This window comes from Stenotrophomonas sp. STEN063 (assembly GCF_056854515.1).
In genome coordinates this window covers 1-26207 of sequence record NZ_JBXFWF010000034.1, presented here as the reverse complement: position 1 = coordinate 26207, position 26207 = coordinate 1, and the positions used below count along the sequence as shown (strand labels likewise).

At 63.3% G+C, this 26207-nt stretch carries 25 protein-coding genes; 17 read left to right on the top strand and 8 right to left on the bottom strand.

Going from position 1 to position 26207, the window contains the following annotated elements; translation table 11 throughout:
- Positions 1 to 102: 102 nt before the first annotated feature.
- Positions 103 to 1275: a PPC domain-containing protein gene (locus AC1VWL_RS10870; protein WP_482986689.1), complete on the bottom strand. Its 1173-nt coding sequence runs from the start codon at positions 1273 to 1275 to the stop codon at positions 103 to 105.
- 158 nt (positions 1276 to 1433) lie between these two features.
- On the opposite strand from AC1VWL_RS10870, the gene prfB reads away from it, so the two are divergent.
- Positions 1434 to 2559 (top strand): peptide chain release factor 2 gene (gene prfB / locus AC1VWL_RS10865; RefSeq protein WP_282266025.1). Its coding sequence is split into 2 segments (ribosomal slippage): positions 1434 to 1508 and positions 1510 to 2559, totalling 1125 coding nucleotides; the frame shifts between segments, so codons are not numbered across the junction.
- 100 nt (positions 2560 to 2659) lie between these two features.
- Positions 2660 to 4180 carry a lysine--tRNA ligase gene (lysS, locus tag AC1VWL_RS10860; RefSeq protein ID WP_482986688.1) on the top strand — a complete coding sequence of 507 codons (1521 nt, stop codon included), beginning with the start codon at positions 2660 to 2662 and terminating at the stop codon, positions 4178 to 4180.
- A 242-nt stretch (positions 4181 to 4422) separates the two neighbouring features.
- Here lysS and AC1VWL_RS10855 read toward each other — a convergent pair whose 3' ends face one another.
- Complete coding sequence (locus AC1VWL_RS10855; protein ID WP_482986687.1) at positions 4423 to 5451, bottom strand: YeiH family protein; 1029 nt, start codon at positions 5449 to 5451, stop codon at positions 4423 to 4425.
- A 127-nt stretch (positions 5452 to 5578) separates the two neighbouring features.
- Between AC1VWL_RS10855 and AC1VWL_RS10850 the strand changes: the two genes are divergently transcribed.
- The 4 genes from AC1VWL_RS10850 to AC1VWL_RS10835 all read left to right on the top strand — a co-directional run bounded on the left by AC1VWL_RS10850 (position 5579) and on the right by AC1VWL_RS10835 (position 9992).
- On the top strand, positions 5579 to 6484 hold the full coding sequence (locus AC1VWL_RS10850; protein ID WP_482986686.1) for a LysR family transcriptional regulator: 906 nt from the start codon (positions 5579 to 5581) through the stop codon (positions 6482 to 6484).
- A gap of 35 nt (positions 6485 to 6519) precedes the next feature.
- Complete coding sequence (locus tag AC1VWL_RS10845; protein WP_296246612.1) at positions 6520 to 8409, top strand: ATP-binding cassette domain-containing protein; 1890 nt, start codon at positions 6520 to 6522, stop codon at positions 8407 to 8409.
- Positions 8410 to 8495: 86 nt separating this feature from the next.
- A complete protein-coding gene (locus AC1VWL_RS10840) occupies positions 8496 to 8924 on the top strand; it encodes a VOC family protein (protein WP_482986685.1) in 429 nt (142 codons plus the stop codon).
- Between the two features lie 558 nt (positions 8925 to 9482).
- A complete protein-coding gene (locus AC1VWL_RS10835) occupies positions 9483 to 9992 on the top strand; it encodes an SRPBCC family protein (protein ID WP_482986684.1) in 510 nt (169 codons plus the stop codon).
- A gap of 3 nt (positions 9993 to 9995) precedes the next feature.
- On the opposite strand, the gene AC1VWL_RS10830 is transcribed toward AC1VWL_RS10835, so the two are convergent.
- Positions 9996 to 10442 (bottom strand): barstar family protein, encoded by a 447-nt coding sequence (locus AC1VWL_RS10830; RefSeq protein ID WP_282266007.1) that lies wholly within the window; start codon positions 10440 to 10442, stop codon positions 9996 to 9998.
- Positions 10439 to 10903 (bottom strand): guanyl-specific ribonuclease, encoded by a 465-nt coding sequence (locus tag AC1VWL_RS10825; RefSeq protein WP_482986683.1) that lies wholly within the window; start codon positions 10901 to 10903, stop codon positions 10439 to 10441. The genes AC1VWL_RS10830 and AC1VWL_RS10825 overlap by 4 nt, the downstream gene beginning before the upstream one ends.
- A 261-nt stretch (positions 10904 to 11164) precedes the next feature.
- Here AC1VWL_RS10825 and AC1VWL_RS10820 point away from each other — a divergent pair, with 261 nt between their 5' ends.
- On the top strand, positions 11165 to 11776 hold the full coding sequence (locus tag AC1VWL_RS10820; protein WP_303746572.1) for a superoxide dismutase: 612 nt from the start codon (positions 11165 to 11167) through the stop codon (positions 11774 to 11776).
- A 223-nt stretch (positions 11777 to 11999) separates the two neighbouring features.
- On the opposite strand, the gene AC1VWL_RS10815 is transcribed toward AC1VWL_RS10820, so the two are convergent.
- On the bottom strand, positions 12000 to 12809 hold the full coding sequence (locus tag AC1VWL_RS10815; protein WP_482986682.1) for an endonuclease/exonuclease/phosphatase family protein: 810 nt from the start codon (positions 12807 to 12809) through the stop codon (positions 12000 to 12002).
- Between the two features lie 178 nt (positions 12810 to 12987).
- On the opposite strand from AC1VWL_RS10815, the gene AC1VWL_RS10810 reads away from it, so the two are divergent.
- Positions 12988 to 14556: a POT-type proton-dependent oligopeptide transporter gene (locus AC1VWL_RS10810; RefSeq protein WP_481534199.1), complete on the top strand. Its 1569-nt coding sequence runs from the start codon at positions 12988 to 12990 to the stop codon at positions 14554 to 14556.
- A 2-nt stretch (positions 14557 to 14558) separates the two neighbouring features.
- On the top strand, positions 14559 to 15179 hold the full coding sequence (locus tag AC1VWL_RS10805) for a rhomboid family intramembrane serine protease (protein WP_282270348.1): 621 nt from the start codon (positions 14559 to 14561) through the stop codon (positions 15177 to 15179).
- A 132-nt stretch (positions 15180 to 15311) separates the two neighbouring features.
- On the opposite strand, the gene AC1VWL_RS10800 is transcribed toward AC1VWL_RS10805, so the two are convergent.
- The gene (locus AC1VWL_RS10800) at positions 15312 to 15476 is read right to left on the bottom strand and encodes a hypothetical protein (protein WP_482986702.1); all 165 of its coding nucleotides are present in this window, start codon (positions 15474 to 15476) and stop codon (positions 15312 to 15314) included.
- A gap of 199 nt (positions 15477 to 15675) precedes the next feature.
- Here AC1VWL_RS10800 and AC1VWL_RS10795 point away from each other — a divergent pair, with 199 nt between their 5' ends.
- The 7 genes from AC1VWL_RS10795 (at position 15676) to AC1VWL_RS10765 (ending at position 21931) form a co-directional block, all read left to right on the top strand.
- The gene (locus tag AC1VWL_RS10795; protein WP_482986681.1) at positions 15676 to 15969 is read left to right on the top strand and encodes a GNAT family N-acetyltransferase; all 294 of its coding nucleotides are present in this window, start codon (positions 15676 to 15678) and stop codon (positions 15967 to 15969) included.
- Positions 15970 to 16029: 60 nt separating this feature from the next.
- A complete protein-coding gene (locus AC1VWL_RS10790) occupies positions 16030 to 16857 on the top strand; it encodes a DUF3298 and DUF4163 domain-containing protein (protein WP_482986680.1) in 828 nt (275 codons plus the stop codon).
- A gap of 17 nt (positions 16858 to 16874) precedes the next feature.
- Positions 16875 to 17990 (top strand): cyclopropane fatty acyl phospholipid synthase, encoded by a 1116-nt coding sequence (gene cfa / locus AC1VWL_RS10785; protein ID WP_482986679.1) that lies wholly within the window; start codon positions 16875 to 16877, stop codon positions 17988 to 17990.
- Positions 17991 to 18080: 90 nt separating this feature from the next.
- The gene (locus AC1VWL_RS10780; protein WP_482986678.1) at positions 18081 to 18575 is read left to right on the top strand and encodes a MarR family winged helix-turn-helix transcriptional regulator; all 495 of its coding nucleotides are present in this window, start codon (positions 18081 to 18083) and stop codon (positions 18573 to 18575) included.
- Positions 18576 to 18582: 7 nt separating this feature from the next.
- A complete protein-coding gene (locus AC1VWL_RS10775; protein WP_482986677.1) occupies positions 18583 to 20727 on the top strand; it encodes an FUSC family protein in 2145 nt (714 codons plus the stop codon).
- A complete protein-coding gene (locus tag AC1VWL_RS10770) occupies positions 20717 to 20914 on the top strand; it encodes a DUF1656 domain-containing protein (RefSeq protein WP_282270361.1) in 198 nt (65 codons plus the stop codon). The genes AC1VWL_RS10775 and AC1VWL_RS10770 overlap by 11 nt, the downstream gene beginning before the upstream one ends.
- Positions 20915 to 20923: 9 nt before the next feature.
- On the top strand, positions 20924 to 21931 hold the full coding sequence (locus AC1VWL_RS10765; protein WP_482986676.1) for an HlyD family secretion protein: 1008 nt from the start codon (positions 20924 to 20926) through the stop codon (positions 21929 to 21931).
- Between the two features lie 377 nt (positions 21932 to 22308).
- Here the strand turns inward: AC1VWL_RS10765 and AC1VWL_RS10760 are convergent, their stop codons facing one another.
- A complete protein-coding gene (locus AC1VWL_RS10760; RefSeq protein ID WP_481534193.1) occupies positions 22309 to 24480 on the bottom strand; it encodes a M3 family metallopeptidase in 2172 nt (723 codons plus the stop codon).
- 154 nt (positions 24481 to 24634) lie between these two features.
- On the opposite strand from AC1VWL_RS10760, the gene AC1VWL_RS10755 reads away from it, so the two are divergent.
- Positions 24635 to 25114 (top strand): glutathione peroxidase, encoded by a 480-nt coding sequence (locus AC1VWL_RS10755; protein WP_482986675.1) that lies wholly within the window; start codon positions 24635 to 24637, stop codon positions 25112 to 25114.
- Positions 25115 to 25242: 128 nt separating this feature from the next.
- Here the strand turns inward: AC1VWL_RS10755 and AC1VWL_RS10750 are convergent, their stop codons facing one another.
- On the bottom strand, positions 25243 to 26031 hold the full coding sequence (locus tag AC1VWL_RS10750) for a ferredoxin--NADP reductase (RefSeq protein ID WP_482986674.1): 789 nt from the start codon (positions 26029 to 26031) through the stop codon (positions 25243 to 25245).
- Between the last annotated feature and the right edge of the window lie 176 nt (positions 26032 to 26207).

The window sequence follows — 26207 nt, the reverse complement described above, 5'->3', positions numbered from 1 at the left end:
CCTTGATATTGGAAGCAGAGGTAAAAAGCAGCCACGCTGCTTGCGGGGGCAGGCAGCGTGGCGTTGGCCCACTACGCCAGTTGGCGGAATGGGCGGTGTGGCTTAGTTGATTACCGCAGCGGCCGCATCAGCAGCGGCGCTGGCAGCCTCTTCGGCAGCATCCTTGCGGTTGCTGTTCGGTGCGGCGACATCACCACCGAGGTCGGTGGTTTCCAGCTCGAACACGCCCTGCTGGCTGCCCAGGCTGGTGACCGCAACGATGTAACGGCCGGCGCGCAGGTTCAGGGTCAGCTGGGCGTTGGTGCCGTTGCCGCCGTCGTCGTTCTCTTCGTCGACGCCCGGGCCGGTGATGTGCAGCACCGAATCGAAGCCATCGGCGATCGCGTCGAACTGGATGTGCTTGGGGGCGTCCAGATTCAGCACGAAGGTGCGGCGGCCACGCGAATCCATCATTGATTGAGCGGTCTGGCCCACGGTCAGCGCAGTGCCGTCACGGGTAACCAGGCCATTCTCGGTCGGGGTCAGCTTGACGTTGAGCTTGAACGAGCCGGTGTTGCCGTTCACCGAGGAAGCAGCGACGGTGTACTCGCCCGGCTCCAGGTAGGTGCGGATGCGGGCGTTGAGGTTGCCGCCGTTGTCATCGTCTTCCAGCTCGACGTTGCGGCCGTTCAGGCGCAGGTAGGAGTCGAATGCGCTGGACTCCAGGGTGATGGCATACAGCCCGGCCTTGTCGACCTTGAGCTTGTATTCCTGCTTGTCACCCATCAGCCAGTCGGTGATCTCGCTTTCGGCGCCCAGCGGCTTGCCGTCATACGGCACGACCTTGGCGCTCTTGAGCTTGAACGGGCCAAACGCGTCGGCGCTGGCGCTGTTGACTGCGACCAGGTAAGTGCCGTCCTTGGGGGCGCGGAAGGCCAGGTTGACCGAGCTGGAGGAGTCGCCTTCGCTCGTGCCCGAGGAGGAGGCATTGGCGATCATGTTCTGGCCGTCGAACACCGCCAGCTGGCCGCTGAGCGAGCCACCCAGTTCCAGAGAGACGGCTTCGCCGTTCTTCATGGTGATCTTGTAGCCCTGGTGACGGCTGCCGTCGTTGTAGTTCAGGGTGCTGGACGAGGTGATTTCACCAGAGACCGTTTCCCCGACGGTCAGGTTCGAGGCCTTGTCGCCGCCGCTGGGGGCAAGGCCGCCCAGCTTCTGGCAGGCGCCAAGGGCCAGGGTCAAGGTGATAGCTGCAAAGAGGCGAGCGTGTCTGGCGTTCAAGCTTAGGTCCTTCATGGTCAGAAATGTCTCCTTTTCCCGTCTTCGCGGGTCAGGGGGCGATTCTAACGTTAAGTTGTGTCTATTCAGCGAGAACGTCTTCACGCCCCAAAGCCCCAATTCAGGAGGCAGCTGGATGCTAGAATTGACAGCTTGTCTGCCTCACTAGACCGACCATGATCGAACTCAATCCCATCCGCCAGCGAATCACCGATCTCACCGATCGCGTGCTATCGCTCAGGGGGTATCTTTGACTACGACGTCAAGAAAGAACGCCTCGAAGAAGTAACCCGCGAACTCGAAAATCCGGACATCTGGAACAACCCCGAGTACGCCCAGACGCTGGGCCGTGAACGCTCGATGCTGGACAAGACCGTTACCGGCATCGCCGATGTACTGGACGGCCTGTCCGAGGCCACCGAACTGCTTGAGCTTGCCGAAAGCGAGCAGGACGAGGACACGGCGCTGGCCGTGGTGGCCGACCTGGACAAGTTCCAGTCGCACATCGAGAAGCTCGAATTCCAGCGCATGTTCTCCGGCGAGATGGACAGCTGCAATGCGTTCGTCGACATCCAGGCTGGTGCCGGTGGTACCGAAGCCCAGGACTGGGCGGAAATGATGCTGCGCATGTACCTGCGCTGGTGCGAATCGCGCGGCTGGAAGACCGAGCTGATGGAAGTGTCCGGTGGCGACGTCGCCGGTATCAAGTCGGCCACCTTCCGCGTCGAAGGCGAGTTCGCCTACGGCTGGCTGAAGACCGAGATCGGCGTGCACCGCCTGGTGCGCAAGTCGCCGTTCGACTCGGACAACCGCCGCCACACCAGCTTCACCTCCGTGTTCGTGTCGCCCGAAGTCGATGACAACATCGAGATCGACATCAACCCGGCTGACCTGCGCACCGACGTATACCGTTCCTCCGGTGCCGGTGGTCAGCACGTCAACAAGACCGAGTCGGCGGTGCGTATCACCCACATCCCGACCAATACCGTGGTTGCCTGCCAGACCGGCCGCAGCCAGCACCAGAACCGCGACACCGCGATGAAGATGCTGGCCGCCAAGCTCTATGAGCTGGAAGTGCAGAAGCGCAACACCGAGCGTGATGCGCTGGAAGCGACCAAGTCGGACATCGGCTGGGGCAGCCAGATCCGTAACTACGTGCTCGACCAGAGCCGTATCAAAGATCTGCGCACCGGCGTTGAACGTACCGATACGCAGAAGGTGCTGGACGGCGACCTGGATGAGTTCATCGAGGCCAGCCTCAAGTCGGGCCTGGAAGCCGGCGCCAAACGCAGCGACGCGTGATCCGGAATGGCCCTGCGCGGGCCATTCCCTTGTTGTACGGTGCGGTTTCACCAGGCGGTGGCCGCACCTTGGTTATCTCCCCCAAATAGAAATCAAAGCCATGACCGAACAGACCCCTGAAACGCAGCAGCTCCCCGTCGACGAGAACAGCCTCATCGCCGAGCGCCGCGCGAAACTCACGGCGCTGCGCGGGCAGGGCATCGCCTACCCGAACGACTTCCGCCGCGAAGACTTCGCCGGCACGTTGCAGGCCGAGTACGCCGATGCCGAGGCCTGGACCAGCGAAGCGCTGGAAGCCACTGGCCGCACGGTGAAGATGGCTGGCCGCTTGATGGCCAAGCGCATCATGGGCAAGGCCAGCTTCGCCCAGATCCAGGACGAGAGCGGCCGCATCCAGCTGTTCCTGCAGGCTACCGCGCTGGGCGACATCTACGCCGCCTTCAAGGGCTGGGACGTGGGTGACATCATCGCCGTCGAAGGCGGCCTGACCCGTACCAAGACCGGCGAGCTGTCGGTCAAGGCGACCAGCATCCGCCTGCTGACCAAGTCGCTGCGCCCGCTGCCGGACAAGTGGCATGGCCTTGCCGACGTCGAGCAGCGCTACCGCCAGCGCTACGTCGACCTGATCGTCACCCCGGAATCGCGCGACGTCTTCATCAAGCGCTCCAAGATCATCCGCGCGATGCGCGCATGGCTGGACAACCGCGACTTCCTCGAAGTCGAGACGCCGATGATGCATTACATCCCCGGTGGCGCCACGGCCAAGCCGTTCACCACCCACCACAATGCGCTGGACCTGGACCTCTATCTGCGCGTTGCGCCGGAGCTGTACCTGAAGCGTCTGGTGGTTGGTGGCCTTGAGCGCGTCTACGAAATCAACCGCAACTTCCGCAACGAAGGCGTCAGCACCCGCCACAACCCGGAATTCACCATGATGGAGCTGTACGAGGCCTACGCCACGTACAACGAAGTGATGGACCTGACGGAAGGCGTGATCCGTGACGTCGCACAGAGCGTGCTCGGTACCACCGTCGTCGAATGGGATGGCGCGCAGATCGACCTGGCCCCGGCGTTCCGCCGCTGGCGCATGGACGAAGCCGTGCGTCACCACAACCCGGAGATCTCGGCCGCCGACTGCACTGATCGTGATGCGCTGCTGCGTCATTGCGAACGTCTGAAGATCCGCGTCAAGCCGAGCTATGGCTGGGGCAAGCTGCTGCTGGAGATCTTCGAAGCCACGGTCGAGCACACCTTGATCCAGCCGACCTTCATCACCGACCACCCGGTCGAGGTCTCGCCGCTGGCCCGTGCCAGCGACAACGACGCTGGTTACACCGACCGCTTCGAACTGTTCGTCAACGGCAAGGAGCTGGCCAATGGCTTCTCCGAATTGAACGATCCGGAAGACCAGGCCGCACGTTTCCAAGCCCAGGTCGAAGCCAAGGACGGTGGTGACGACGAGGCCATGCATTACGACGCCGACTACATCCGTGCGCTTGAATACGGCATGGCACCGACCGGCGGCCTGGGTATCGGCATCGACCGTCTGGTAATGATGCTGACCGGCCGTGCCTCGATCCGCGACGTGCTGTTGTTCCCGTACATGCGCCCGGAAGCCTGATCCAGGGCGACCCGACTGCAGCCGCAAGAACAAAGGCCTTCCCCTGACCGGGAAGGCCTTTTTTTGCAATGTAGTGCCGAGCCATGCTCGGCAGAGGCTTTACCAGCGAAAAGCTGCCCTCACCCCCAACCCCTCTCCCGTGAACGGGAGAGGGGCTAAGCCGCGGCCAATCGGCCTCCTGCGCGCGTGAGACGGGTTTGTAGTGCCGAGCCATGCTCGGCAGAGGCCTTCCCGATACCACTTCAGCCCAGCACAGCCTGCACCCCCAGATTGATCAGCATGCCGCCAGCCAACAACCAGACGAACAACAGCAGAGCCAACAGCATCGGCTTGGCGCCGGCCTGACGCAGTGCTGAAGCATGCGTGGTCAGGCCCAATGCAGCCATCGCCATCGCCAGCAGCACGGTGTCCAGGTCAACCAGCACCTTGACCAACTCAGCCGGCAGCAACTGCAGCGAGTTGAAACCAACCATCGCGATGAAACCAAACGCGAACCACGGAATGGTGATCTTCGAACGCTCGCCATTGGCGTTGTTCTGGCCGCGGGCCAGCAAGGCAGACAGGCCAACCAGGAACGGCGCCAACATCATCACCCGCACCATCTTGGTGATGACGGCAGCATCGGCGGTGGGCTCACTGACCGCACGGCCGGCAGCCACCACCTGCGCAACTTCATGCACGGTAGAGCCGGTAAACACGCCGAACGCGGTTTCATCCAGCGGCATCCAGCCCGCCGACACGCCCCACTGGTACAGCAGCGGGTACAGGAACATCGCGATCGTGCCGAACACCACCACCGTGGCCACGGCGACGGCAACCTGTTCGGCGCGGCCCTTGATCACCGGTTCTGCCGCCATCACCGCGGCGGCGCCACAGATCGAACTGCCGGCGCCGATCAGCAGGGCCGAGTTGCGGTCCATGCCCAACAGCTTGGTGCCCAGCCACCAGGCCAGGCCGAAGGTCGAGCACAACACCAGCGCATCGATTGCCACGCCAGCAATGCCAACCTGGCCGATGTCCTGCAGGGTCAGCCGCAGGCCATAGAGAATGATGCCGGCGCGCAGCAAGGTGGCCTTGGAGAAACCAACGCCAGCGTCGGCGCGCGTTGCCAGGCTGCGATAAACCGTGTTGCCCAGCACGATGCCGATGACGATGGCCAGGGTCAGCGCGCTGATGCCGTGGTTCTGCATCCATGGCAGGGTGCCCAGCCAGATCGACAGGCCGGCGACGGCGGCCGTCAGCAGCAGGCCGGGGAGGCGGGAGAGGGGCATCGAGGTCAGCCCTTGGGTCGAGGTGTTCATAACGTAGGGTTATTAGAAGATGGCCCATGCTGCACCTACGGTTATTACCTGTAAAACGGATAATATTGGTTGAATCAACCGATTTTCGAGATAGGTTATGCATCTATCCCTGCGCCAGCTGCAGATCTTCTCCGGCATTGCCGAGGCCGGCACCACGACGGCAGCAGGCGAGTTGCTGGGCCTGTCGCAATCGGCGGTCAGTGCTGCGCTGGTCGAACTGGAGAACCTGCTCGGGTTGGCCTTGTTTGACCGGATTGGCCGCAGATTGGTGCTGAACGGCCATGGCCGGGCACTGCTGCCACAGGCGCGGGCCCTGCTCGCGGGGATGACCGATATCGAGCGGCGGTTCCGGGCCGACAGCCAGACCGGCGCCGCCGTGCGTTGGCAGGTCGGCGCCAGCACCACCATCGGCAACTACCTGATGCCGGCACGTATCGCCGACCTGCAGGCCTCCAATCCACACGCCCATGTGGAACTGGTGATCGGCAATACCCGCGAGGTCACCACCGCCGTGCAGCGATTGGAAGTGGATGTCGGCTTGATCGAAGGACCAAGCCACGAACCGGGTCTGGAAGTGGCGCACTGGCAGCAGGACGAGCTGGTGGTGGTGTTTGGCGAACGACACCCGCTTGCCGCGCAGTTCAGGAACGGAGCCGACCTGGCGATGCTGCGGCGGGCGCGCTGGCTGCTGCGCGAGCCCGGTTCCGGCACTCGCGAGGCCGCCGAGCAGGCATTGTTGCCGCATCTGCATGGACTTGCCGAGGTGCTGCAGCTGGGTGGCACCGAGGCGATCAAGCAGGGGGCGGTGGCTGGGCTGGGCCTGGCCTGCCTGTCGCGGCATGCGGTGGCCGACCTGGTGACGCTGGGCAAGCTGCAGGTGCTGGCCACGCCGTTGCCGCCGTTGAAGCGTCAGTTGTGGGTGGTGCGCCATCCCGGCAAGCGGATTCCGTCCAGCCTGCGCCAATTGCTGGGCCTGCCGGCGGAGGTGTTTAGCGACGATTGAGCGCGGTCGGCCGCCGGAGCCCGTACAATACGCCCATGCCTTTGATTACCTTGCAGAACGTCGACTACAGCGTCGGCGGCCCGTTGTTGCTGGAAAAAGCCGAACTGTCGATCGAGACTGGCGAGCGTATCGCCCTGATCGGCCGCAACGGCGCCGGCAAATCCACTCTCATGAAGCTGATGGCTGGCGAGCTCAAGCCCGATGACGGCGAGGTGCGCGTACAGCAGGGCGTGCGCGTCACCCGGCTCGAGCAGGAAGTGCCGCATGGCGCTGCCGGCAGTGTGTTCGACGTGGTCGCCGATGGTCTTGGCGAGCTCGGCCATTGGCTGGCCGAGTTCCACCGCCTGAGCCACGCCGAGGTCTTCGATGGCGAGGCCATGGGCAATGTACAGGCCAAGATCGATGCCGCCGATGGCTGGGGCCTGGACCAGCGCGTCGAGGAAACCCTGACCAAGCTCGACCTGGATGGCGACGCCGAATTCGGCCGTCTGTCCGGCGGCATGAAGCGCCGTGTGCTGCTGGCGCGTGCGCTGGTCGCCGGCCCTGATGTGCTGCTGCTCGACGAGCCGACCAACCACCTGGACATCGAAGCCATCGATTGGCTGGAAACCTTCCTCAAGGGCTGGAACGGCTGCGTGGTGTTTGTCACCCATGACCGCCGCTTCCTACGCGCCCTGGCTACCCGCATCGTTGAGATCGACCGTGGCCAGGTGACCAGCTGGCCGGGCGACTGGGACAACTACGAGCGCCGCCGCGAAGAGCGCCTCAACGCGCAGGCGCAGGAAAACGCCCGCTTCGACAAGCTGCTGGCGCAGGAAGAAGTCTGGATCCGCCAAGGCATCAAGGCCCGCCGTACCCGCGACGAAGGCCGCGTGCGCCGGCTCAAGGCGATGCGCAACGAGCGCAGCCAGCGCCGTGAGCTCGGTGGCAACGTCAAGCTGGAAGCGGCCGGTGCCGAGAACTCCGGCAAGAAGGTCATCGACATCAAGAACATCTCCTTCTCGTTCGGCGAGCGGGTGATGGTCAAGGATTTCGAAACCACCATCCTGCGCGGTGACCGCATCGGCCTGATCGGCCCCAACGGCAGCGGCAAGACCACCTTGCTGAAGCTGCTGCTGGGCGAACTGCAGCCGGACAGCGGCGAAGTGCGCCAGGGCACCAACCTGCAGATCGCCTATTTCGACCAGTACCGCGCCACCCTGCGCGAGGACTGGAGCGCGATCGAGAACGTGGCCGAAGGCGCGGACTTCATCGATCTCAACGGCAAGCGCAAGCATGTGCATGCCTACCTGCAGGACTTCCTGTTCACCCCGGAACGCGCACGCGCGCCGATCACCCGCCTGTCCGGTGGCGAGCGCAACCGCCTGCTGCTGGCCAAGTTGTTCGCACAGCCGTCCAATCTGCTGGTGATGGACGAACCGACCAACGACCTGGATGTGGAAACACTGGAACTGCTGGAAGAGCTGCTGGCGGATTACACCGGCACCTTGCTGCTGGTCAGCCATGATCGTGACTTCCTCGACAACGTGGTGACCTCCACGCTGGTGCTGGAAGGCGAGGGCAAGGTGGGCGATTACATTGGCGGCTACAGCGACTCGCTGCGCCAGCGCCCGGCACCGACCCAGACCGCAATGGCGGTGGCCAAGGCTTCGGCGACGGCAGCACCCGCTGTTGCGCCTGCGGCTCCGGTTGCTGATGCCGCACCTAAGCGCAAGCTGAGCTTCAAGGATGCGCGCGAGCTGGAACAGTTGCCGGCCAAGATCGAAAAGCTGGAGCTGGACGTGGAAGGCCTGACCTCGGCAATGAACGATCCTTCGTTCTACACCCGCAGCAGCGCTGAAGTCACTGCCCACACGCAGCAGCTGACCAAGGTGCAGGCCGAACTGGATGCCGCCTACGCACGTTGGCAGGAACTGGACGCCTGAACCGGTTCTGATGGGCCACGCCTTGCTTCACCTGCCGTCCTCGCCGAGGGCGGCAGGATGGTGTCCATGGATGCTGTGAGGTGATGATGAAACGGCCGTTCGACGTTGCACGTATCGACCATGTGGTGTTCCGGGTCCGCGACCTGGAGCGCAGCATTACGTTCTATTCAACCGTGCTCGGCTGCGAGGTGGTGCGTCGACGCGACCATCTTGGCCTGGTGCATCTGCGTGCAGGCGCGTCGATGATCGACCTCATCAGTCTGGATGGCAGCTTGGGTGCGCGCGGTGGCGCGGGTCCGGGACCGGAGGCGCGCAATGTTGATCATCTGTGCCTGCGGATCGAGCCTTTCGATGAGGCCAGCTTGGTGGCATATCTTTCCTTGCATGGCGCAACGCCGGTGGCGGCAGCCGAAGTGAATTTCGGCGCTGAAGGGGATGGGCTGTCGCTGTATTTCAGAGATCCGGATGGCAACACCATTGAATTGAAGGGGCCGGTTTCGGCGGACGTGCGCTGACGCTCTGCCCCCTCCCTTGCACCGAAGGTGCAGGGGAGGGCTGGGGAGGGGTGCTTTGAGCTGTTGATCCGCAGGTTTCACGGAGTTCAACTGCCGCGCCGATGGATTGCTGGGAAGGCTTCTGCCGAGCATGGCTCGGCACTACAACCGCGTGGGGGAGGGGGCGTCTCGCAGTAGTCCTGCAATCGCGCAATTGGCGAAGATCAAACGCACCCCTCCCAACCCTCCCCTTCGCTGCGCGAAAGGGAGGGCTCAGCTGCTCGGCCGAAGGGGGGGCTCTGCGCTTCGCTCCCTCCCTTGCACCGCAGGTGCAGGGGAGGGGTGGGGAGGGGTGCTTTGAGCTTTTGATTTTGGTTTTTGGGGCTTGCAACTGGAGCGTTGATGGGTTGCTGGGAAGGCCCCTGCCGAGCATGGCTCGGCACTACGCCACCTCCCTTGTGGCGAAGGTTCAGGGGAAGGGTGCTCTTCGCCATGAGCCCAAGCGCTTGCGGCCCAACCATGCTCCGCGCATGCTCATGCCATTCAACAAGAGCAGCAGCCATGCACCGTAGACTCACTATGCTCCTGCTGCTCGCAACAGCCTTCGCCTTGCCCGCATACGCCGAAGTCAAAGACGCCACAGCAGCGGGCTTCACCGTCGAGAACGCCGTCCTGATTCCAGCATCACCCGAGCGCGTCTGGCAGGCGATGACCGCCGACATCGATCATTGGTGGCCGAAAGATCACAGCTGGTGGGGCAAGGCAGCAAAACTGTCCATCGATGCCCGCGCTGGTGGCTGTTTCTGTGAAATTGCTGGCGCGCAACAGGCGCAGCACCTGCAGGTCGTGTTTGTCGATCCGGGAAAAACCCTGCGCATGACTGGCGGACTTGGACCGATGCAGGGCATGGGCCTGCATGGCGTCGCCGAGTGGACGTTGCAGGCAGAAGGTACATCTACCCGGGTGACGTGGCGCTACCGGGCTGGCGGCTACAGCCCAGACGACCTCAGCGCCTTGGCGCCGGTGGTGGACAAGGTCCAGGCGCAGCAATTGGACGGCCTGGCACGCTGGCTGCAGGCCACCCGCTGAGGATCATTCTTCCTCGTCGGCAGTTGCTTCTTCGCCACCGCCCGGCAGTTCCAGGAAAGCCCAGAACGCCACCTTGTCCTCGGCCCAGCTGGCGGAGGCTTCGGAGAGCACATCCAGCAAGGTATCGAAGTCCGCCGGGCTGCCCTGGCGCAGGTCGTTGGCATCGCTGAACAGCAATGCATAGCCGTTGGCAGGCAACCAGGACAGGTCACGCAGGCCATCGGACAGGGCATCCCAGTTGCGGCTCCAGCCTGCGGGGAAGTCGAGTTGCGTGCCGAGTCGCATCAGCAAGGTGCGCTTGTCGGCGCAGCCTTCCAGGTCGATGCGGCACACACGCAGCCCTGCATCGCGTGCAACCGCCGCCAAGCCACCAAGGTCGCCATCGCCGACGCCGTAGACGCCGGCCTGGCTGACATCCTCCAGGCCCATATCGAAACCGCTGTCACTCATGGCGTACTCCTGGCGGGGACTTCAAAGCTGCGGAAGCTCTCGTAGTGGTCGTCGGTGTAGTACCAGGCATCCGGCGGGTCACCGCCGGTGACGATGCGTCTGGCGCCACGATGGCTTAGACCGGGGGTATCCACGGTGTATTCGCGGTAATAGCCACGCGGGCGCTGTGGCAGCTGGCGCTCGCGGTTGCCGAAGGTGCTGCCGTCCTGGCGATGCGGGTACGGTCCGCCGCGCTGGATCAAGTCGATGGTCGCGCGCGCTTCTGCCGGCAGGAAAGCCGGGAGCGGATCTTTGCTGCGCTCGTCGCTACGTCCGTTCTGGCTGGTCTCGGCCGCTACAGGCAAATCCTGCGACAGCGACGGCGCGAACTGCGGTGGTGCAGGTTGCTGCAGCACGCGCATGCCCCACAGTCCGCCGATCAGCAGGACAATGGCGACGACCAGGAGTAAGGGCTTGCGCATGGGCAGTAGGAAAATTCCGGGACAGGTGACGATTATCACGCCATGACAGCGGGTTTGTTGAACAGATGGTTCAGTAGGCTGGCTTCACGCAACGGTAACAACGATCGCGCAGATCGCCCCTGCGGTGTCCATCGCCCAAGCGCGGGACAAAGTTTCCTCTACAACACCCTTGGTAAGTTGCTGCATCGTCCCTACCATTGATAGCGCACCGTCTGGTTTTTCGACCAGACACAGAAACCGGCTATCCAAAGGAGATCCCTCATGGCTTACACCCTGCCCAAGCTGCCTTACGCCTACGACGCCCTGGAACCGCATATCGATGCGGCCACGATGGAGATCCACCACAGCAAGCACCACCAGACCTACATCAACAACGTCAATGCTGCGCTGGAAGGCACCGAATACGCCGATCTGCCGGTTGATGAGCTGGTGAAGAAGACCAAGTCGCTGCCGGAAAACCTGCAGGGCCCGGTGCGCAACAACGGTGGCGGCCATGCCAACCATTCGCTGTTCTGGACCGTGATGTCGCCCAATGGCGGCGGCGAGCCGGTCGGTGACGTGGGCAAGGCCATCGAATCGCAGCTGGGCGGTTTCGAAAAGTTCAAGGAAGCCTTCACCAAGGCCGCGCTGACCCGTTTCGGCAGCGGCTGGGCGTGGCTGAGCGTCACCCCGGACAAGAAGGTTGTCGTCGAGTCCTCGGCCAACCAGGACAGCCCGCTGATGGACGGCAACACCCCGATCCTGGCGCTGGACGTGTGGGAACACGCCTATTACCTGAAGTACCAGAACCGTCGCCCGGAATACATTGGCGCGTTCTTCAATGTGGTCGACTGGAACGAGGTCGAGCGTCGTTACCAGGAAGCGATTGCCTGATAGCGGTGGCATGAAGAGGTCGCCCCATGTCGGGGCGGTCGCCAGTACGAAGGCCGGGCATAGCCCGGCCTTCGTCGTTGATGGCGCCGCGAGCCCGATGTTGTGGGAGCGGCGTCAGCTGCGAAGCCGGAACTGCTCCGGCTGCGGCCAAACTGGCAACCTGATGACGCTCCAGCTTCGCGGCTGACGCCGCTCCCACAAGCGACCGTCGGCAACTGCCGCGTCAGGGTTGCTCGGCGTCATCAGGCGCGGGGACCCGGGTGATGCGCAGCGTTGCCATCATGCCTAGTGGCTCGGGCGTGGGTTGCGCGTCAGTGGCGGGTAGCTGGATCGCCTGCTGGGTGATGTCGGCGAAGCTGCGGACCTGGTACAGCACATCCAGCCCATGCTGCGCATCGCTTGCGAGGCGGGCATCGCCTCGACGGTTGGACGGATTCCTGCGTGCGGGCTGATACCCCGGCAGTTGCCGAACAAGCTCCTCGGTGGGCGCAGCAAAGTCACCGATGATCAGCGACGGCAGGCCATCAGCCGTGGCATCCATCCATGAGCGCAGGTCGGCAGCCTGATGGCCGCGTGCGACCGGATTGTTGTCGCCGGGGCACATGCTGGCGGCGTAGATGTTCAGTTGCGCCTGTTGCAGCTGCAGGCGCTGCATGCCGGCGGCAGTGGGGGCGTCGTCGCCGTGCAGCAGGGTGATGCCGTCCTGCTGTGCCTGCAGGCGGGTCAGTACCGCATTGCCGCGGCGCACCGGTTGGCTGGGGCGGTCGGCGCTGACGAAATCACAGCTGTACTTGAGTCGGCTGCCCAGCCAGCAGGCAGGGTTGGGGGTGTTGGTCAGCTGGCGCACGTCCTGTACCACGATCACGTCCGGCCGCAGGTCCTGGATCAGTGCGGCGATCCGGTCGCGCTGGCCGGTCCAGACCTCACCACTGTCGGGGAGACGCAGGTTGGCTACCTTGATGACCGGCAACACCGGCTCGGCCATGACACCAAATGACAGGACAAGCAGTCCAAAACAGCCCCAGCGCAGCATTGCAACGCCTCAAGATGAGGGGCTGTCATGCTAATGCTTTCCGCGTGGAAGGGGCGTGCATGCGCTGGCACTCAGGTTTTGCTGGTGCGGGCGGTAGGTGTTTTGCTGGGCTGAACCGGTCTGGCGGGCGGCTTGATGCGTTACGCTTGCAACCTTTGTATTCACGGATCGCCCGCAGATGACGACCAACGACGTGGCAGCAGCCCCGAACCCCAAGGCAAAGATGCCGCGCCAGATCGGCTACATCATCGGTAACGAGGCGTGCGAACGCTTCAGCTTCTACGGGATGCGCAACATCCTGGTGCAGTTCCTGATCACCTCGCTGCTGTTGCAGGAGATCACCGCCGAAGGCCGTGCTGGCGAGGCGAAGGACATCATGCACAGCTTCATGATCGGCGTGTATTTCTTCCCGCTGCTCGGTGGCTGGTTGGCCGACCGCTTCTTCGGCAAGTACCACACCATTCTCTGGTTCAGCCTGATCTACTGCGTCGGCCATCTGTGCTTGGCCTTGTTCGAGGGCAACCGCCAGGGCTTCTTCCTGGGCCTGGGCCTGATCGCGCTGGGCGCCGGCGGCATCAAGCCGCTGGTCGCTTCGTTCATGGGTGACCAGTTCGACCAGGGCAACAAGCATCTGGCCAAGATCGTGTTTGACGCGTTCTACTGGATCATCAATTTCGGCTCGCTGTTCGCCTCGCTGCTGATTCCGCTGGCGCTGAAGAACCTCGGCCCGCAGTGGGCGTTCGGTATTCCCGGCATCCTGATGTTCGTGGCCACCTTCGTGTTCTGGCTGGGACGCAAGCGCTACGTGCTGGTGCCGCTGCCGCCCAAGGACCCGCATTCCTTCGCCAACGTGGTGCGTACCGCGCTGCTGGCACAAGCCCCGGGTCAGGGCCGCATGGGTCTGGTGGTGGCGGTGCTGGGCGTGGTGCTGGCGCTGGCTTCGTTCGCGTTGGTGCCCAGCCTGGGCATCGTGATCTGTCTGTGTCTGGCGCTGGTCTCAGTGCTGGCCGGTATTGGCGGCGGCACCATGCTGCAGCTGGACCGCGCTCGCGGCGTGCACCCGGAGGCGGCTGTCGAAGGCGTGCGTTCGGTGCTGAAGGTGCTGGTGATCTTCGCTCTGACCACCCCGTTCTTCTCCCTGTTCGACCAGAAGGCCTCGACCTGGGTGCTGCAGGGCCAGCAGATGAGCATGCCCAGCTGGTTCACCGCCTCGCAGATGCAGGCGCTTAACCCGCTGCTGGTGATGATCCTGATCCCGTTCAACAATCTGGTGCTGTACCCGGCGCTGCGTCGTTTCGGCTTCGAGCCGACCGCGCTGCGGCGCATGACCGCCGGTATCGCCTTCAGTGGCCTGGCCTGGATCGTGGTGGGTGGCATCCAGGTGGTCATGGACGGTGGTGATGCCATGTCGATCTTCTGGCAGGTGCTGCCATATGCGCTGCTGACCTTCGGTGAAGTGCTGGTCTCGGCCACCGGTCTGGAGTTCGCCTACAGCCAGGCACCGGCATCCATGAAGGGGGTGGTGATGAGCTTCTGGAACCTGACCACCACCATCGGTAACCTGTGGGTGCTGCTGTCCAACGCGGCGGTGCGCAACCACGCGGTCACCGACCGTATTGCCAGTACCGGTCTGAGCGAAACGGCGTTCCTGATGTTCTTCTTCGCTGGCTTTGCCTTCATCGCGGCGCTGGCGTTCGGTATCTACGCACGCCGTTACAAGATGGTCGACAACTACCGGGCGGTTTGAACATGCAAGGACCGATAACCCTGATCCTGATCGCCATCACCGCGCTGGTGTCGTGGATGGCGTTCAACAACCGCAAGCTGGCTGATCGGCTGATCCTGTGGCCGCCGGCGATCGACAAGCACAAGCAGTACGACCGGCTGGTGACCTACGGGTTCATCCATGCTGACTTCGGCCACCTGTTGTTCAACATGGTGACCCTGTATTTCTTCGGCCGCTCGATCGAGGTCATCATGCTCGGCACCACCGGGCAGTGGTGGGTCTATCCGCTGTTCTACCTGTCGGCGCTGGTGGTATCGATCCTGCCGACTTACCTGAAGAACCAGAAGAATCCGAACTATTTGAGTCTGGGTGCTTCAGGGGCGGTGTCGGCTGTGCTGTTTGCCTACATCCTGATCGCGCCGTGGAAGCTGATCCTGGTGATGTTCATCCCGGCGCCGGCCATTCTGTATGCCGCGTTCTACGTCGGCTACAGCATCTGGATGGACAAGAAGGGCGGGGACAACGTCAATCACAGCGCGCACCTTGCCGGTGCCGCTTTCGGTGTGATGTTCATGCTGATCATGGAGCCGGAGCTGCTGCAGCACTTCCTGCAGAGTCTGATGAATCCTACTTTCCGCTTCTGATCAGCGGAGAGGGAGCTGGGGGCTGTATCGCCCCTCATGCCGGGGGCCGCGCGCATCGTGTCGTCGCGGCCCCGTTTCGTTCATGGCAGCTGCGCCCTGGACGCGCCGCACGCGTGAGCGCTGGTGGCTGGCTCAGGCGGCGTAGCTGTCGAGCAGACGCGAATAGACTTCGTTGTCGATTTTCTTGAATTCCCAGCCGTCGGTGTCGCCAGCGACGGCCAGCTGGAACAGGCCTTCCAGCAGGGTGGAGTCATGGTCGTTGGACGGGATCTGCATCGTGCGGTCGTTGTCGAACACGGGACACCTCGGCTGTCAGCTGTTGTTTGCGGGTATACGCAGCAAATCCCGTGCCAGCTTTTGAGACGCAGTCCATGCTTTGATGGCAGTGGCGCTGCTGGCGCCGATGTCGGAAAGTGACGCAAAGTGGCGCTTCCGACCGCCAGCTCGCGTCATCACGTCGCTTTCACCAAGTCCACCGCGTTCCGCAGGAGTCCTCATGAGCTTGAGCAAACCACCAGTTCCAGATATCGAACATGACGCGGCTGCAAGCCGCTTCCAGACCCTGGTTGATGGTCAGCGCGCGGTGCTGGATTACGAACTGGACGGCGGCGTGATGGTCATCACCCATACCGGGGTGCCGGAGGCCATCGGCGGGCGTGGTATTGCCGCGGCATTGACCCGGTTCGCGCTGGAGCATGCACGCGCTGCAGGCTGGAAGGTGATACCGGCCTGCGCTTATGCCGCAGCTTTCATGCAACGTCATGGCGAATATGCAGACCTGCTGGGATAATTCGCTGGCATGGCCAAGCCCGACCGGGCGGCCGCACACACCTCCAAGGGATCAAAGGGCATGAACAGGTTGGTACGGGGATCGTCTGCCGCAGCGGTATTGCTGCTGGCATTGGCTGGTTGCAAGCAGGATGAGCAAGGTGCGCCGGTCGCACCGGCCGCGGAACCGGTGCAGGCACCGGTTGCGGTCGCACCTGCGGCAGCTGATCTGCGCGATGTGATTGAAAACACCCCAAGCTATGTCATTGGTATCAGCTACCCACCGGCAGCCGCCAAGTACCCGGGTCTGGCCAATGCGCTGAGCGATTATGCAGGCCATGCCAAGGCTGACCTGTTGAAGTCGGTGTCCGAGCTGGGCAATGACAAGCCCACCGCCCCGTATGAATTGTCACTGGCCTTCGACATGCTGGTGGAATCACCGGCGGTTGTCGCGGTTTCCGCCGATGGCAGCAGCTACACCGGTGGCGCCCACGGCCAGCCGTTGGTAGCCCGTTTTGTATGGCTGCCCGAGCAGCAGCAACTGCTCAAGGCAGAAGACCTGATCACCACGACCAAGGGCTGGCAGGCGATCAGCGATTTCACCGAGGACAAGCTGCTGGAGCAGGCCACCGTGCGTGCGCAGGGCGAGGACATGTCGCCGGAAGAACAGCAGGCCCAGGTCCGCAACCTGTCCAAGATGATCGACGAAGGCACCACCGCCGACGCCACCAACTTCGGTCAGTTCCAGCCCGTGCTGGATGCGGCCGGCAAGATTTCTGCGCTGCGCTTCGTATTCCCGCCCTACCAGGTGGGGCCGTATTCGGATGGCACGCAGACGGTGGATGTGCCGGCGTCAGTGTTGTTGCCGCATGTCGCGGCGGCTTACCAGGGGCTGTTCGCACGCCCCTGATACTCAGGAGGTCAGTGATGGATGCAGGGCTGCAACGACGTGTGGAAGCACTGCTGCAGGAGGCCGATATCACCCCAGGCGGTGACAGGCCGCAGGACCTGGACATCCTCGACCCACGCTTCTATGCGCGGGTGCTGGCCGAAGGCTCGCTCGGTCTGGGCGAGAGCTACATGGAAGGTTGGTGGCAGGCGCATTCGCTGGATGGCCTGCTCACCCACCTGCTGGATGCGCGACTGGACGAGCGCGTGCATGGCAGCGACGAAGTCTGGGACGCGCTCAAGGCCAAGCTGTTCAACCTGCAGAGCGGGCAGGGCAGCTACGAGGTCGGCAAGCGGCATTACGACCTGGGCAACGACCTTTACCGGGCCATGCTTGGCAAGCGGCTGGTCTACAGCTGCGGATACTGGCGCAATGCCAGCAATCTGGACGACGCGCAGGAAGCCAAGCTCGAACTGATCTGCCGCAAGCTCGGCCTGCAGCCGGGTATGCGTGTGTTGGATATCGGCTGTGGCTGGGGCGAGGCACTGAAGTTCGCGGCCGAGCGTTATGGCGTGCGCGGCGTGGGCGTAACCATCTCGCAGGAGCAGGCCGCGTTTGCCCGTGAACTGTGTGCCGGCCTGCCGGTCGAGATACGCCTGCAGGACTACCGCGAGCTGGACGAGCACTTCGACGCCGTGTTCTCGGTGGGTATGTTCGAGCACGTCGGGGTCAAGAATTACCGCAGCTACTTCGAAGTCGCCAGGCGCTGCCTGGGCGAGCAGGGCTTGTTCCTGCTGCACAGCATCGGCACCAATGTCAGCCGCGACCGCACCGACCCGTGGATCGCCAAATATATCTTCCCCAACTCGATGCTGCCTTCGGCGGCGCAGATCACCCATGCGATGGAAGGGCTGTTCGTGCTGGAGGACTGGCACAACTTCGGTACCGACTACGACCGTACCCTGCAGGCCTGGCGCGACAACGTGGAAGCGGCCTGGGAGCAACTGGACGCGCGCTACGACGAGCGTTTCAGGCGCATGTGGCGCTTCTACCTGGCTGCGTCGATGGCGACCTTCCGTACCCGCCACTCGCAGCTGTGGCAGCTGCTGTTGTCGCCGCGCGGGGTTCGTGAGGGTTATCTGGCGCCACGCTGAACGTGGAACGCTGTCAGCGCAAAATTGATTTAAAAGTTTATATTACACATGTGTATTATCTGCCTCATCCCAGAATGAGCCGGATAGCCCATGAGCAGCTTCGACGCGACCGAGACCCGGATTGATGCCACCTGCGCCCGCTGGCCGGGCTTTCCCCGTGAGCCGGCGGTGCTGGTGCGTCTGGTCAAGGGCATCTACAAGACCGTCCATGACCGCGCCAACGCGGTGTTGCGTGATTTCGACCTGAGCCACGCCGAATACAACATTCTGATGATGCTGTACGGCACGCCGGACCGCCCGCTGAACCCCTCGGAACTGGCCGAGGCCGCCACCGAAAAGTCCGCCAACATCACCCGCCTCACCGACCAGCTCTGCAACAAGGGCCTGCTGGAGCGGATTCCTGACACCAATGACCGGCGCAAACTGGGTCTGCACCTGACCGAAAAAGGCCTGGCCTGCATCCAGAGCCTGCTGCCGGAGATGGCCGAACTGCTGGTCCTGCAGGTACAGGGCCTGGATGAGAGTGAGCAGCACCAGCTCGAACGGCTACTGAAAAAGATGCTTGATGGCATCGAGGCCATCTGAGTACGCCATGTCTGCCATCCCATCATCGGTAAGCGCGTCGGCGACGACGCCCTGGTATGCCGGCATGCGCGGCTTCCTCAAGGGCGAGGCTGACACCTGGCTGTTCGTACTGCGCACCACCGTGGCCTTCTTCCTGACCGGTTGGTTGGCCATGCGCCTGCAACTGCCACAGCCGGGTACGGCGATGATGACCACGGTCATCGTCATGCACCGGCAGAGCGGCATGGTGCTTGCCAAGGCCTTCTACCGGGTGCTCGGCACCTTTGCCGGTGCGGCGGCCGCGCTGCTGATCGTGGCGTTGTTCCCACAGCAACGCGAACCCTTCCTGCTGCTGATGGCGTTGTGGATCGCTGGCTGTGTGGCCGGCGCTACCCTGCATCGCAACTTCAAGTCCTATGCCTTCGTGCTTGCCGGTTACACCGCGGCCATCATTGCCTTGCCGGTGATCTCCACCCATCCCGGGCAGATCTTCGATTCGGCGGTGGCGCGCATCAGCGAGGTGCTGTTGGGCCTGCTGGTGACCGCGGTGATTAGCGATACCATTTTCCCGGTGCGCCTGCGTGACACCTTGCGCACGGCGGTGAACAACCAGTATGAGAGTTTCCTTGGTTTCATGCGTGGCGCCCTGCTTGGCGAGGTGCCACGCGAGCGCATGGAGCAGGCACATCTGCGCGTGGTGCGCGACGCGGTGACGCTGGAGGATCTGCGCAGCTCGGTGATCTTCGAAGACGGGGAAGCGCGTGCGCGCAGCGCGCACCTGCAGGGCTTCAACCAGCGCTTCATGGCGGCGTCGACCACGTTCCAGTCCCTGCACCATCTGATCAACCGCTTGCTTCGCCAGCCCGACCCGGCCGCGGGCCAGGCGCTGCAGGCCTTGTACCTGCCATTGGGTGCCGCCCTGCAAGCCAGTGAACAATCGCCGGCGCAACTGGCAGAGCAGATCCACGCCGTACGCAAAGGCCTTGCTGCGCGCTCGGTCGAGCTGCGGGCTGCTCTGGGCGACGTCACCCAGGTCGAGGACTTCGATGTGGGGGCGCAGTTGTTGCGGCGCTTCGTCAAGGAGCTTGAACACTACGTGCATGCACGTCGGCAGCTGACGCTGCAGGTCGCACCGACCGAAGACGATGCACGTGCGCAGTTCATCCGCGGCAATGATTATCTCGGTGCCGCGGTGGCGTTCACCCGCACAGCCATCACCATGCTGCTGTTGGGTGCGCTATGGGCCGCCAGTGGCTGGGCGATGGCGGTCAACGTGATGTTGCTGGCAACCATCTTCTCCGGCTTGTTCGCCACCATGCCAAATGCGGCGCGGATGACCGGCAAAGTCGCCTGGGGCTATCTGCTTGGCGTGTTCGCAGCCTATGTCTGTGACTACATGGTGCTGACCCGGATGGAAGGTTTCGTCCTGCTGGTTGCGGGGTTGCTGCCGTTTTTCGTGGTCGGCCCCTATATGGTCAGCCGCCCCAAGCTGTCGGTGTTCGGGCTGGGCTATACGATGGGCCTGGTCAATATCCTGGCCATCACCAGCGTGCACGCCTTCGACCCGGTGCGCTTCTTCAACGAAGGCACCTCACAGATGATGGCGATGGGCGCGGCGGTACTGAGCTTCGCGTTGATGCCACCGCTGGTGGGCACGGCATGGTTGCGGCGGCGACAGATGGCGGGCTTGCGCGCACAGGTGCGCTTGGCGGCGCAGGCGCCGTTGCGTGGGCTCCAGCACCGTTTCGAAAGCATCAACAGCGACCTGCTGCACCAGATCGTCACCCACACGGCGGCGGGCAGCGATGAGTCCCGCCAGCAGCTGGCCTGGGCCTTGGCGGTCAACGAAACCGGCCGCGCCCTGATCCACCTGCGCCAGGATGTGGCGCGTGAACCGGCATCGACGCAACTGCGCCAGTGCGTGGATTCGGTGGTACGGGCCTTGGCCGATTTCTTCGCCCTGCCGGATGCATCGGCATGGCAACGCGCCGACACCGCGCTGACCGAGGCCATCGCGCTGGCGCGCGCACAGGCCGTCGACGGCGGTGTCGCCGCGCGGGTGCTGCTGCACCTGCGCCTGGTGCGATTGGCGATGGTGGATGACAGCTCGGTCATGGCCGCCTACATCGCACCCACTGATTCAAAGCCGGAGGCACCTCGCCATGCCCATTGAGATTGCATTCGCGGGAACCCTGTTTCCCGGGTTGCTGTTGTTGTTCGTATTGGTCTGCATCGCGCTGTGGGCGCTGGACACGCTGGCTGGCCGTCGCGGTTGGTACCGCAACGTCTGGCACCCGGCCTTGTTCCGCACCGCGGTCTTCATCTGTCTGTTTGGTGGCTTCGGCCTGCTGCTGTTCTGAGAATTCCCCATGACCCCCAAAGTCCAATCCATTCTTCGTTTCTCCATCACCGCCGTGGTGGTGGCGATAGCTGCCTTGATCGCGATGGCGATGTGGCGGCATTACATGTACTCGCCGTGGACCCGGGAGGGCCGCTTGCGCGCGGAAGTGGTACGCGTGGCGCCGGATGTCTCCGGCCCGGTCAGCGCGGTCGCGGTGCGTGACAACCAGTTGGTGAAGCGCGGTGACGTGCTCTACCAGATCGACCCGGCGCGCTACCAGAACGCCTTGAACCAGGCACGCGGTAATCTGGCTGCCGCACAGGCCGCGGCACGTGCGGCTGGTGCAAGCATCCAGGTAGCGGCGGCGGGAGCTGCACAGCAGAGTGCGAATGCCACTCGCTACGAGCAGCAGTACGAGCGCCGCCAGCGCATTACTGGAAGCTTGATCTCCGAAGAAGCGCGTACCGATGCGCTCAGTGCTGCGCAGGCGGCGCGCGCCGGGGTGGCACAGGCGCAGGCAAGCCGTCAGCAGGCCAGTGCGTCACAGCAGCAGGCACTGGCTGCAGTGGAGCAGGCACAGGCGGCATTGGATACTGCAGAGTTGAACCTGGAACGCACCCAGGTGCGCGCGCCGGTGGATGGTTATGTGACCAATCTGGAAGTGCGGCAGGGCGACTACGCTACTGCCGGTGCGGCCAAGCTGGCGGTGATCGATACCAATTCGTTCTGGGTCTACGGTTATTTCGAAGAGACCAAGCTGGCGCAATTGCATGTGGGCGACGGCACCCGCGTGCAGTTGATGAGCGGGCAGGAGCTGCACGGCCATATCGAGAGTATTTCGCATGGCATCACCGATGCGGATAGCCCGACCGGCAGTGACCTGCTGGCGAATGTGAACCCGACCTACAACTGGGTGCGGCTGGCGCAACGGATTCCGGTTCGGATCAAGCTGGACGCGGGTTCGTTTGCGAAGGGCGTCGTGCTGGCCAATGGCATGACCGCTACGGTGATTGTGGAGCGTGGGCGGCAAGGCTGAGTTGGGTTTGCTTTGTGACTGGGGCGGGTTGGTTGTACGGAGCCAGAAGCACAAAGCCAGAAGCGCAAAGCCAGAAGCGCAAAGCCAGAAGCGCAAAGCACAAAGCACAAAGCACAAAGCCCCCTCATCCGCCCTCCGGGCACCTTCTCCCGCAGGCGGGAGAAGGGATGGCTGGCTTTCCGTGTGCTGTTGGCTGGCTGCGCAATGCTTGAGCGCAAGCGATGCTGCAGGCCCAGCAGTGTCCGACGGCTCCCTTCTCCCTCTTGCGGGAGAAGGTGCCCGAAGGGCGGATGAGGGGAGCCTTTGACTTGATCCCACAGCAAAAAAAAACGCCCGGCAAAGCCGGGCGTTTTCATTCCACCAAAACCAGCAACTGCTTACTTGGCAGCAGCACCGGTGGTCAGGCCACGCTTCTCCAGCAGCGGCTCGATCTGCGGCTCGTGGCCGGCGAAGTTGCGGAACAGCTCCATCGCATCAACGCTGCCACCCTTGGACAGCAGGGTCTTGCGGAAGTGGTCGCCGTTGGCGCGCGACAGGCCGCCGTTCTCGCGGAACCACTTCTGGGTGTTGGCATCCAGCACTTCCGACCAGATGTAGGCGTAGTAGCCAGCCGAGTAGCCGCCCATGATGTGGCTGAAGTACGGGGTCTTGTAGCGCGGCGGGACCGGCGCGTAGTAGATGCCGTCCTTGACCAGTGCTTCATGCTCGAACTTCATCACGTCCTTCGGTGCCGGGATCTGGCCAACACCGATCTGGTGCCAGTTCTGGTCCAGCATCGCTGCGCCCAGGTACTCGGTGGTGGCAAAGCCCTGGTTGAACTTGGACGCGGCAATCACCTTGTCCAGCAGCGCCTGCGGCATCGCCGAGCCGTTCTGGTAGTGCTTGGCGTAGTTGGCGAGGATGGTCGGCTCGTCGGACCACATCTCGTTCACCTGCGAGGGGAACTCGACGAAGTCACGCGGCACCGCGGTGCCGGCGAAGTACGGGTACTTCACGTCCGAGAACATGCCGTGCAGGGCGTGGCCGAACTCGTGGAAGGTGGTGGTCACTTCGTCCCAGGTCAGCAGGGTCGGCTTGCCGGCCGGCGGCTTGGGGATGTTGAGGTGGTTGGCGACCACCGGCTTGTCGCCGGTCAGGCCGGACTGCGACACGTAGGCATTCATCCATGCACCGCCACGCTTGGACTCGCGTGCATACGGATCGAAGATGAAGATCGCCAGCTGGCTGCCATCGGCGTCGAACACGTCATAGACGGTGACGTCGTCGTGGTAGACCGGCAGGTCGGTACGCTGCTTGAAGCTCAGGCCGAATTCCTTGCCGGCGGCGAAGAACACGCCGTTCTCCAGCACGTTCTTCAGCTCGAAGTAGGGCTTGAGCTGGGATTCGTCGAAGTTGTACTTGGCCTGGCGCACCTTCTCGCTGTAGAAGGCCCAGTCCCACGGCTGCAGTTCGAACGTCGGCTTGCCGGCGGCCTTCTGCTCGCTGTCGATCATCGCCTGCAGGTCGGCGGCTTCGCGCTTGGCGTTGGTGACGGCGGCCGGAGCCAGCTGGCCAAGCATGGCATTGACCGCTTCCGGGGTCTTGGCGGTCTGGTTGCCCAGCGAGTAGCTGGCGAAGTTCGGGAAGCCCATCAGCGCGGCCTTCTCGGCGCGCAGGGTCATGATGCGCGAGACCAGCGCGGTGTTGTCGTACTCGCCACCCTTGCTGCCACGGGAGATCGAGGCTTCGTAGATCTTCTGGCGCAGTTCGCGGTTGGCCAGGTTGGTCAGCGGCGGCTGGCCGGTGGTGTTGAGCAGGGCGATGACGTACTTGCCATCCAGCTTGCGGGCCTTGGCAGCTTCGGCGGCGGCAGCGATCTGCTCGGCCGACAGGCCATCAAGCTGCTTGACGTCATCAACCACGATGTAGGAAGCGTTGACCTCGGCCAGCACGTTCTGGCTGAACTTGGTGCCCAGGTTGGCCAGCTCGGCGTTCATGTCCTTGAGCTTGGCCTTGTCGGCATCGCCCAGCTTGGCACCGGCGCGGACGAAGTTGTCGCGGTACTTCTCGACCAGACGCAGGCTTTCAGCGTCCAGGCCCAGGTTGGCGCGGTTGTTGTACAGGGTCTCGATACGCGAGAACAGCTTGCCGTTGAGATTGATGGCATCGCTGTGCGCGGCGAATTTGGCCGAATAGTCGGCCTGCAGCTTCTTGCGCGCGTCGTTGGTGTCGGCGCCGATCAGCGCGAAGAACACGGTGGTGGCGCGGTCGAGCACGGCGCCGCTGTTTTCCAGCGCGATCAGCGTGTTCTCAAAGGTCGGGGCGGCCGGGTTGTTGGCGATCGCTTCCACTTCCTGCAGCTGCTGGGCCATGCCAGCGTCGAAGGCCGGCGCGAAATCGGCGTCCTTGATCTTGTCGAACTGCGGGTAGTGCAGCGGCAGCGGGCTTTCAGCGAAGAACGGATTGGCCTGCTGGGCCGACTGGGTGGTCGCAGTGGGTGCGGCCTGGCTGTAGGCCGGCAGGGCAAGACCCAGGGTCGCGGCAAGGGCGAGGGCGAGACGGGTGTTCAAGGCGGAAACTCCGGTAAAAAGACTGATCTTTCAGGGTACCTGCAGGCGCGCCCGTAGGGGTGTGTCGAATGGCATGGTTGCGCTGAAAGGCCACATCTTGCATGCCGTTGACGCCGCGATGGCGTACGCTGGCGGTTCTGTCAGGAGCCGCGCCATGCCCAATGCCTTCGATTTCGAGTTGACCGCACTGGATGGCCGTCCGCTGCCGCTGGCCGCCTTTGATGGCAAGGTGCTGCTGATAGTGAACACAGCGTCCAAGTGCGGCTTCACCCCACAGTACGAAGGGCTGGAGCAGCTGTGGCAGGAGCTGGGTCCGCAGGGGCTGGTGGTGCTGGGCTGCCCCTGCGACCAGTTCGGCCACCAGGAGCCGGGCGATGCCGCCGCCATCCAGGACTTCTGCAGCATCAACTACGGGGTGAGTTTCCCGCTGTCGGCCAAGCTCAAGGTCAATGGTGCCGACGCTGATCCGCTATGGCAGTGGCTGCAGCGGCAGAAGCGCGGCGCGCTGGGCATCGCCGCGATCAAATGGAACTTCAGTAAGTTCCTGATCGGCCGCAACGGGCAGGTGCTTGCCCGTTACGCACCGACCGCACGCCCGGAGACGCTGGAGGCGGATATCAAGGCAGCGCTGTAGGCGTGGTGGTGTGGGAGCGGCGTAAGCCGCGAAGCTGGTATTGCCGAATGACCTGACAGCTCCGCGATCCAATGATTCGAGCCTCCGCGGCTTACGGCTGAAGGCCATAAGCCACTCGAGAGACGCGCTTACTTTTCTACGAAAGCGCGCTCGAACACGTAGTGACCCGGCGTGCCGATGCGCGTGGACACCTCAAAACCGCGTGCGTCCAGCACGCTGCGCAGGTCGGCCAGCATCTGCGGGCTGCCGCAGATCATGAAGCGGTCGTTGGCCGGATCCAGCTGCGGCAGGCCGAGTGTTTCCTGCATCTGGCCGCTTTCCATCAGCGAGGTCAGGCGGCCCTGGTTGGGGAAGGGCTCGCGGGTGACCGCCGGGTAGTACAGCAACTTGTCGCGGACGATATCGCCGAGGATCTCGTCGTTCGGCAGTTCCTGTTCGAAGTACTCGCGGTAGGCCAGATCCTTCTCGTAGCGCACGCCGTGGCAGACGATCACCTTGTCGAAGCGCTCGTAGGTTTCCGGGTCCTTGACCACGCTCAACCACGGCGCCAGGCCGGTGCCGGTGCCCAGCAGGTAGAGATGCTTGCCGGGGTGCAGATCGCTGATCAGCAGGGTGCCGGTGGGCTTCTTGCCAACCAACACCTTGTCGCCGGGCTTGAGGTGCTGCAGACGCGAGGTCAGTGCACCTTCCTGCACCTTGATGCTGAAGAAGTGCAGCTGCTCTTCCCAGTTGGCGCTGGCGATGGAATAGGCACGCAACACCGGGCGGGCGCCTTCGTTTTCGTTTTCCAGCCCGATCATCACGAACTGGCCATTCTCGAAACGGAAGCCGCTGTCGCGGGTGGTGGAGAAGCTGAAGTAGGCGTCCGTCCAGTGACGGACTTCAAGCACCGTTTCGGCGCCAAAAGCGGAAGACATGCCGTGATTCGTAGATTGGAGACCGGTCTATTCTAGCCGATTTCCCATAAATGGGAATGAATCTCATTTGACCGAAGTGTGGATAGTGCCGAGCCATTCACGGCATGGGCTTTATAGCTAGAGCCACAGCCGAGCATGGCTCGGCACTACAGGAGGGGCTCACTGCAAAGAATGAC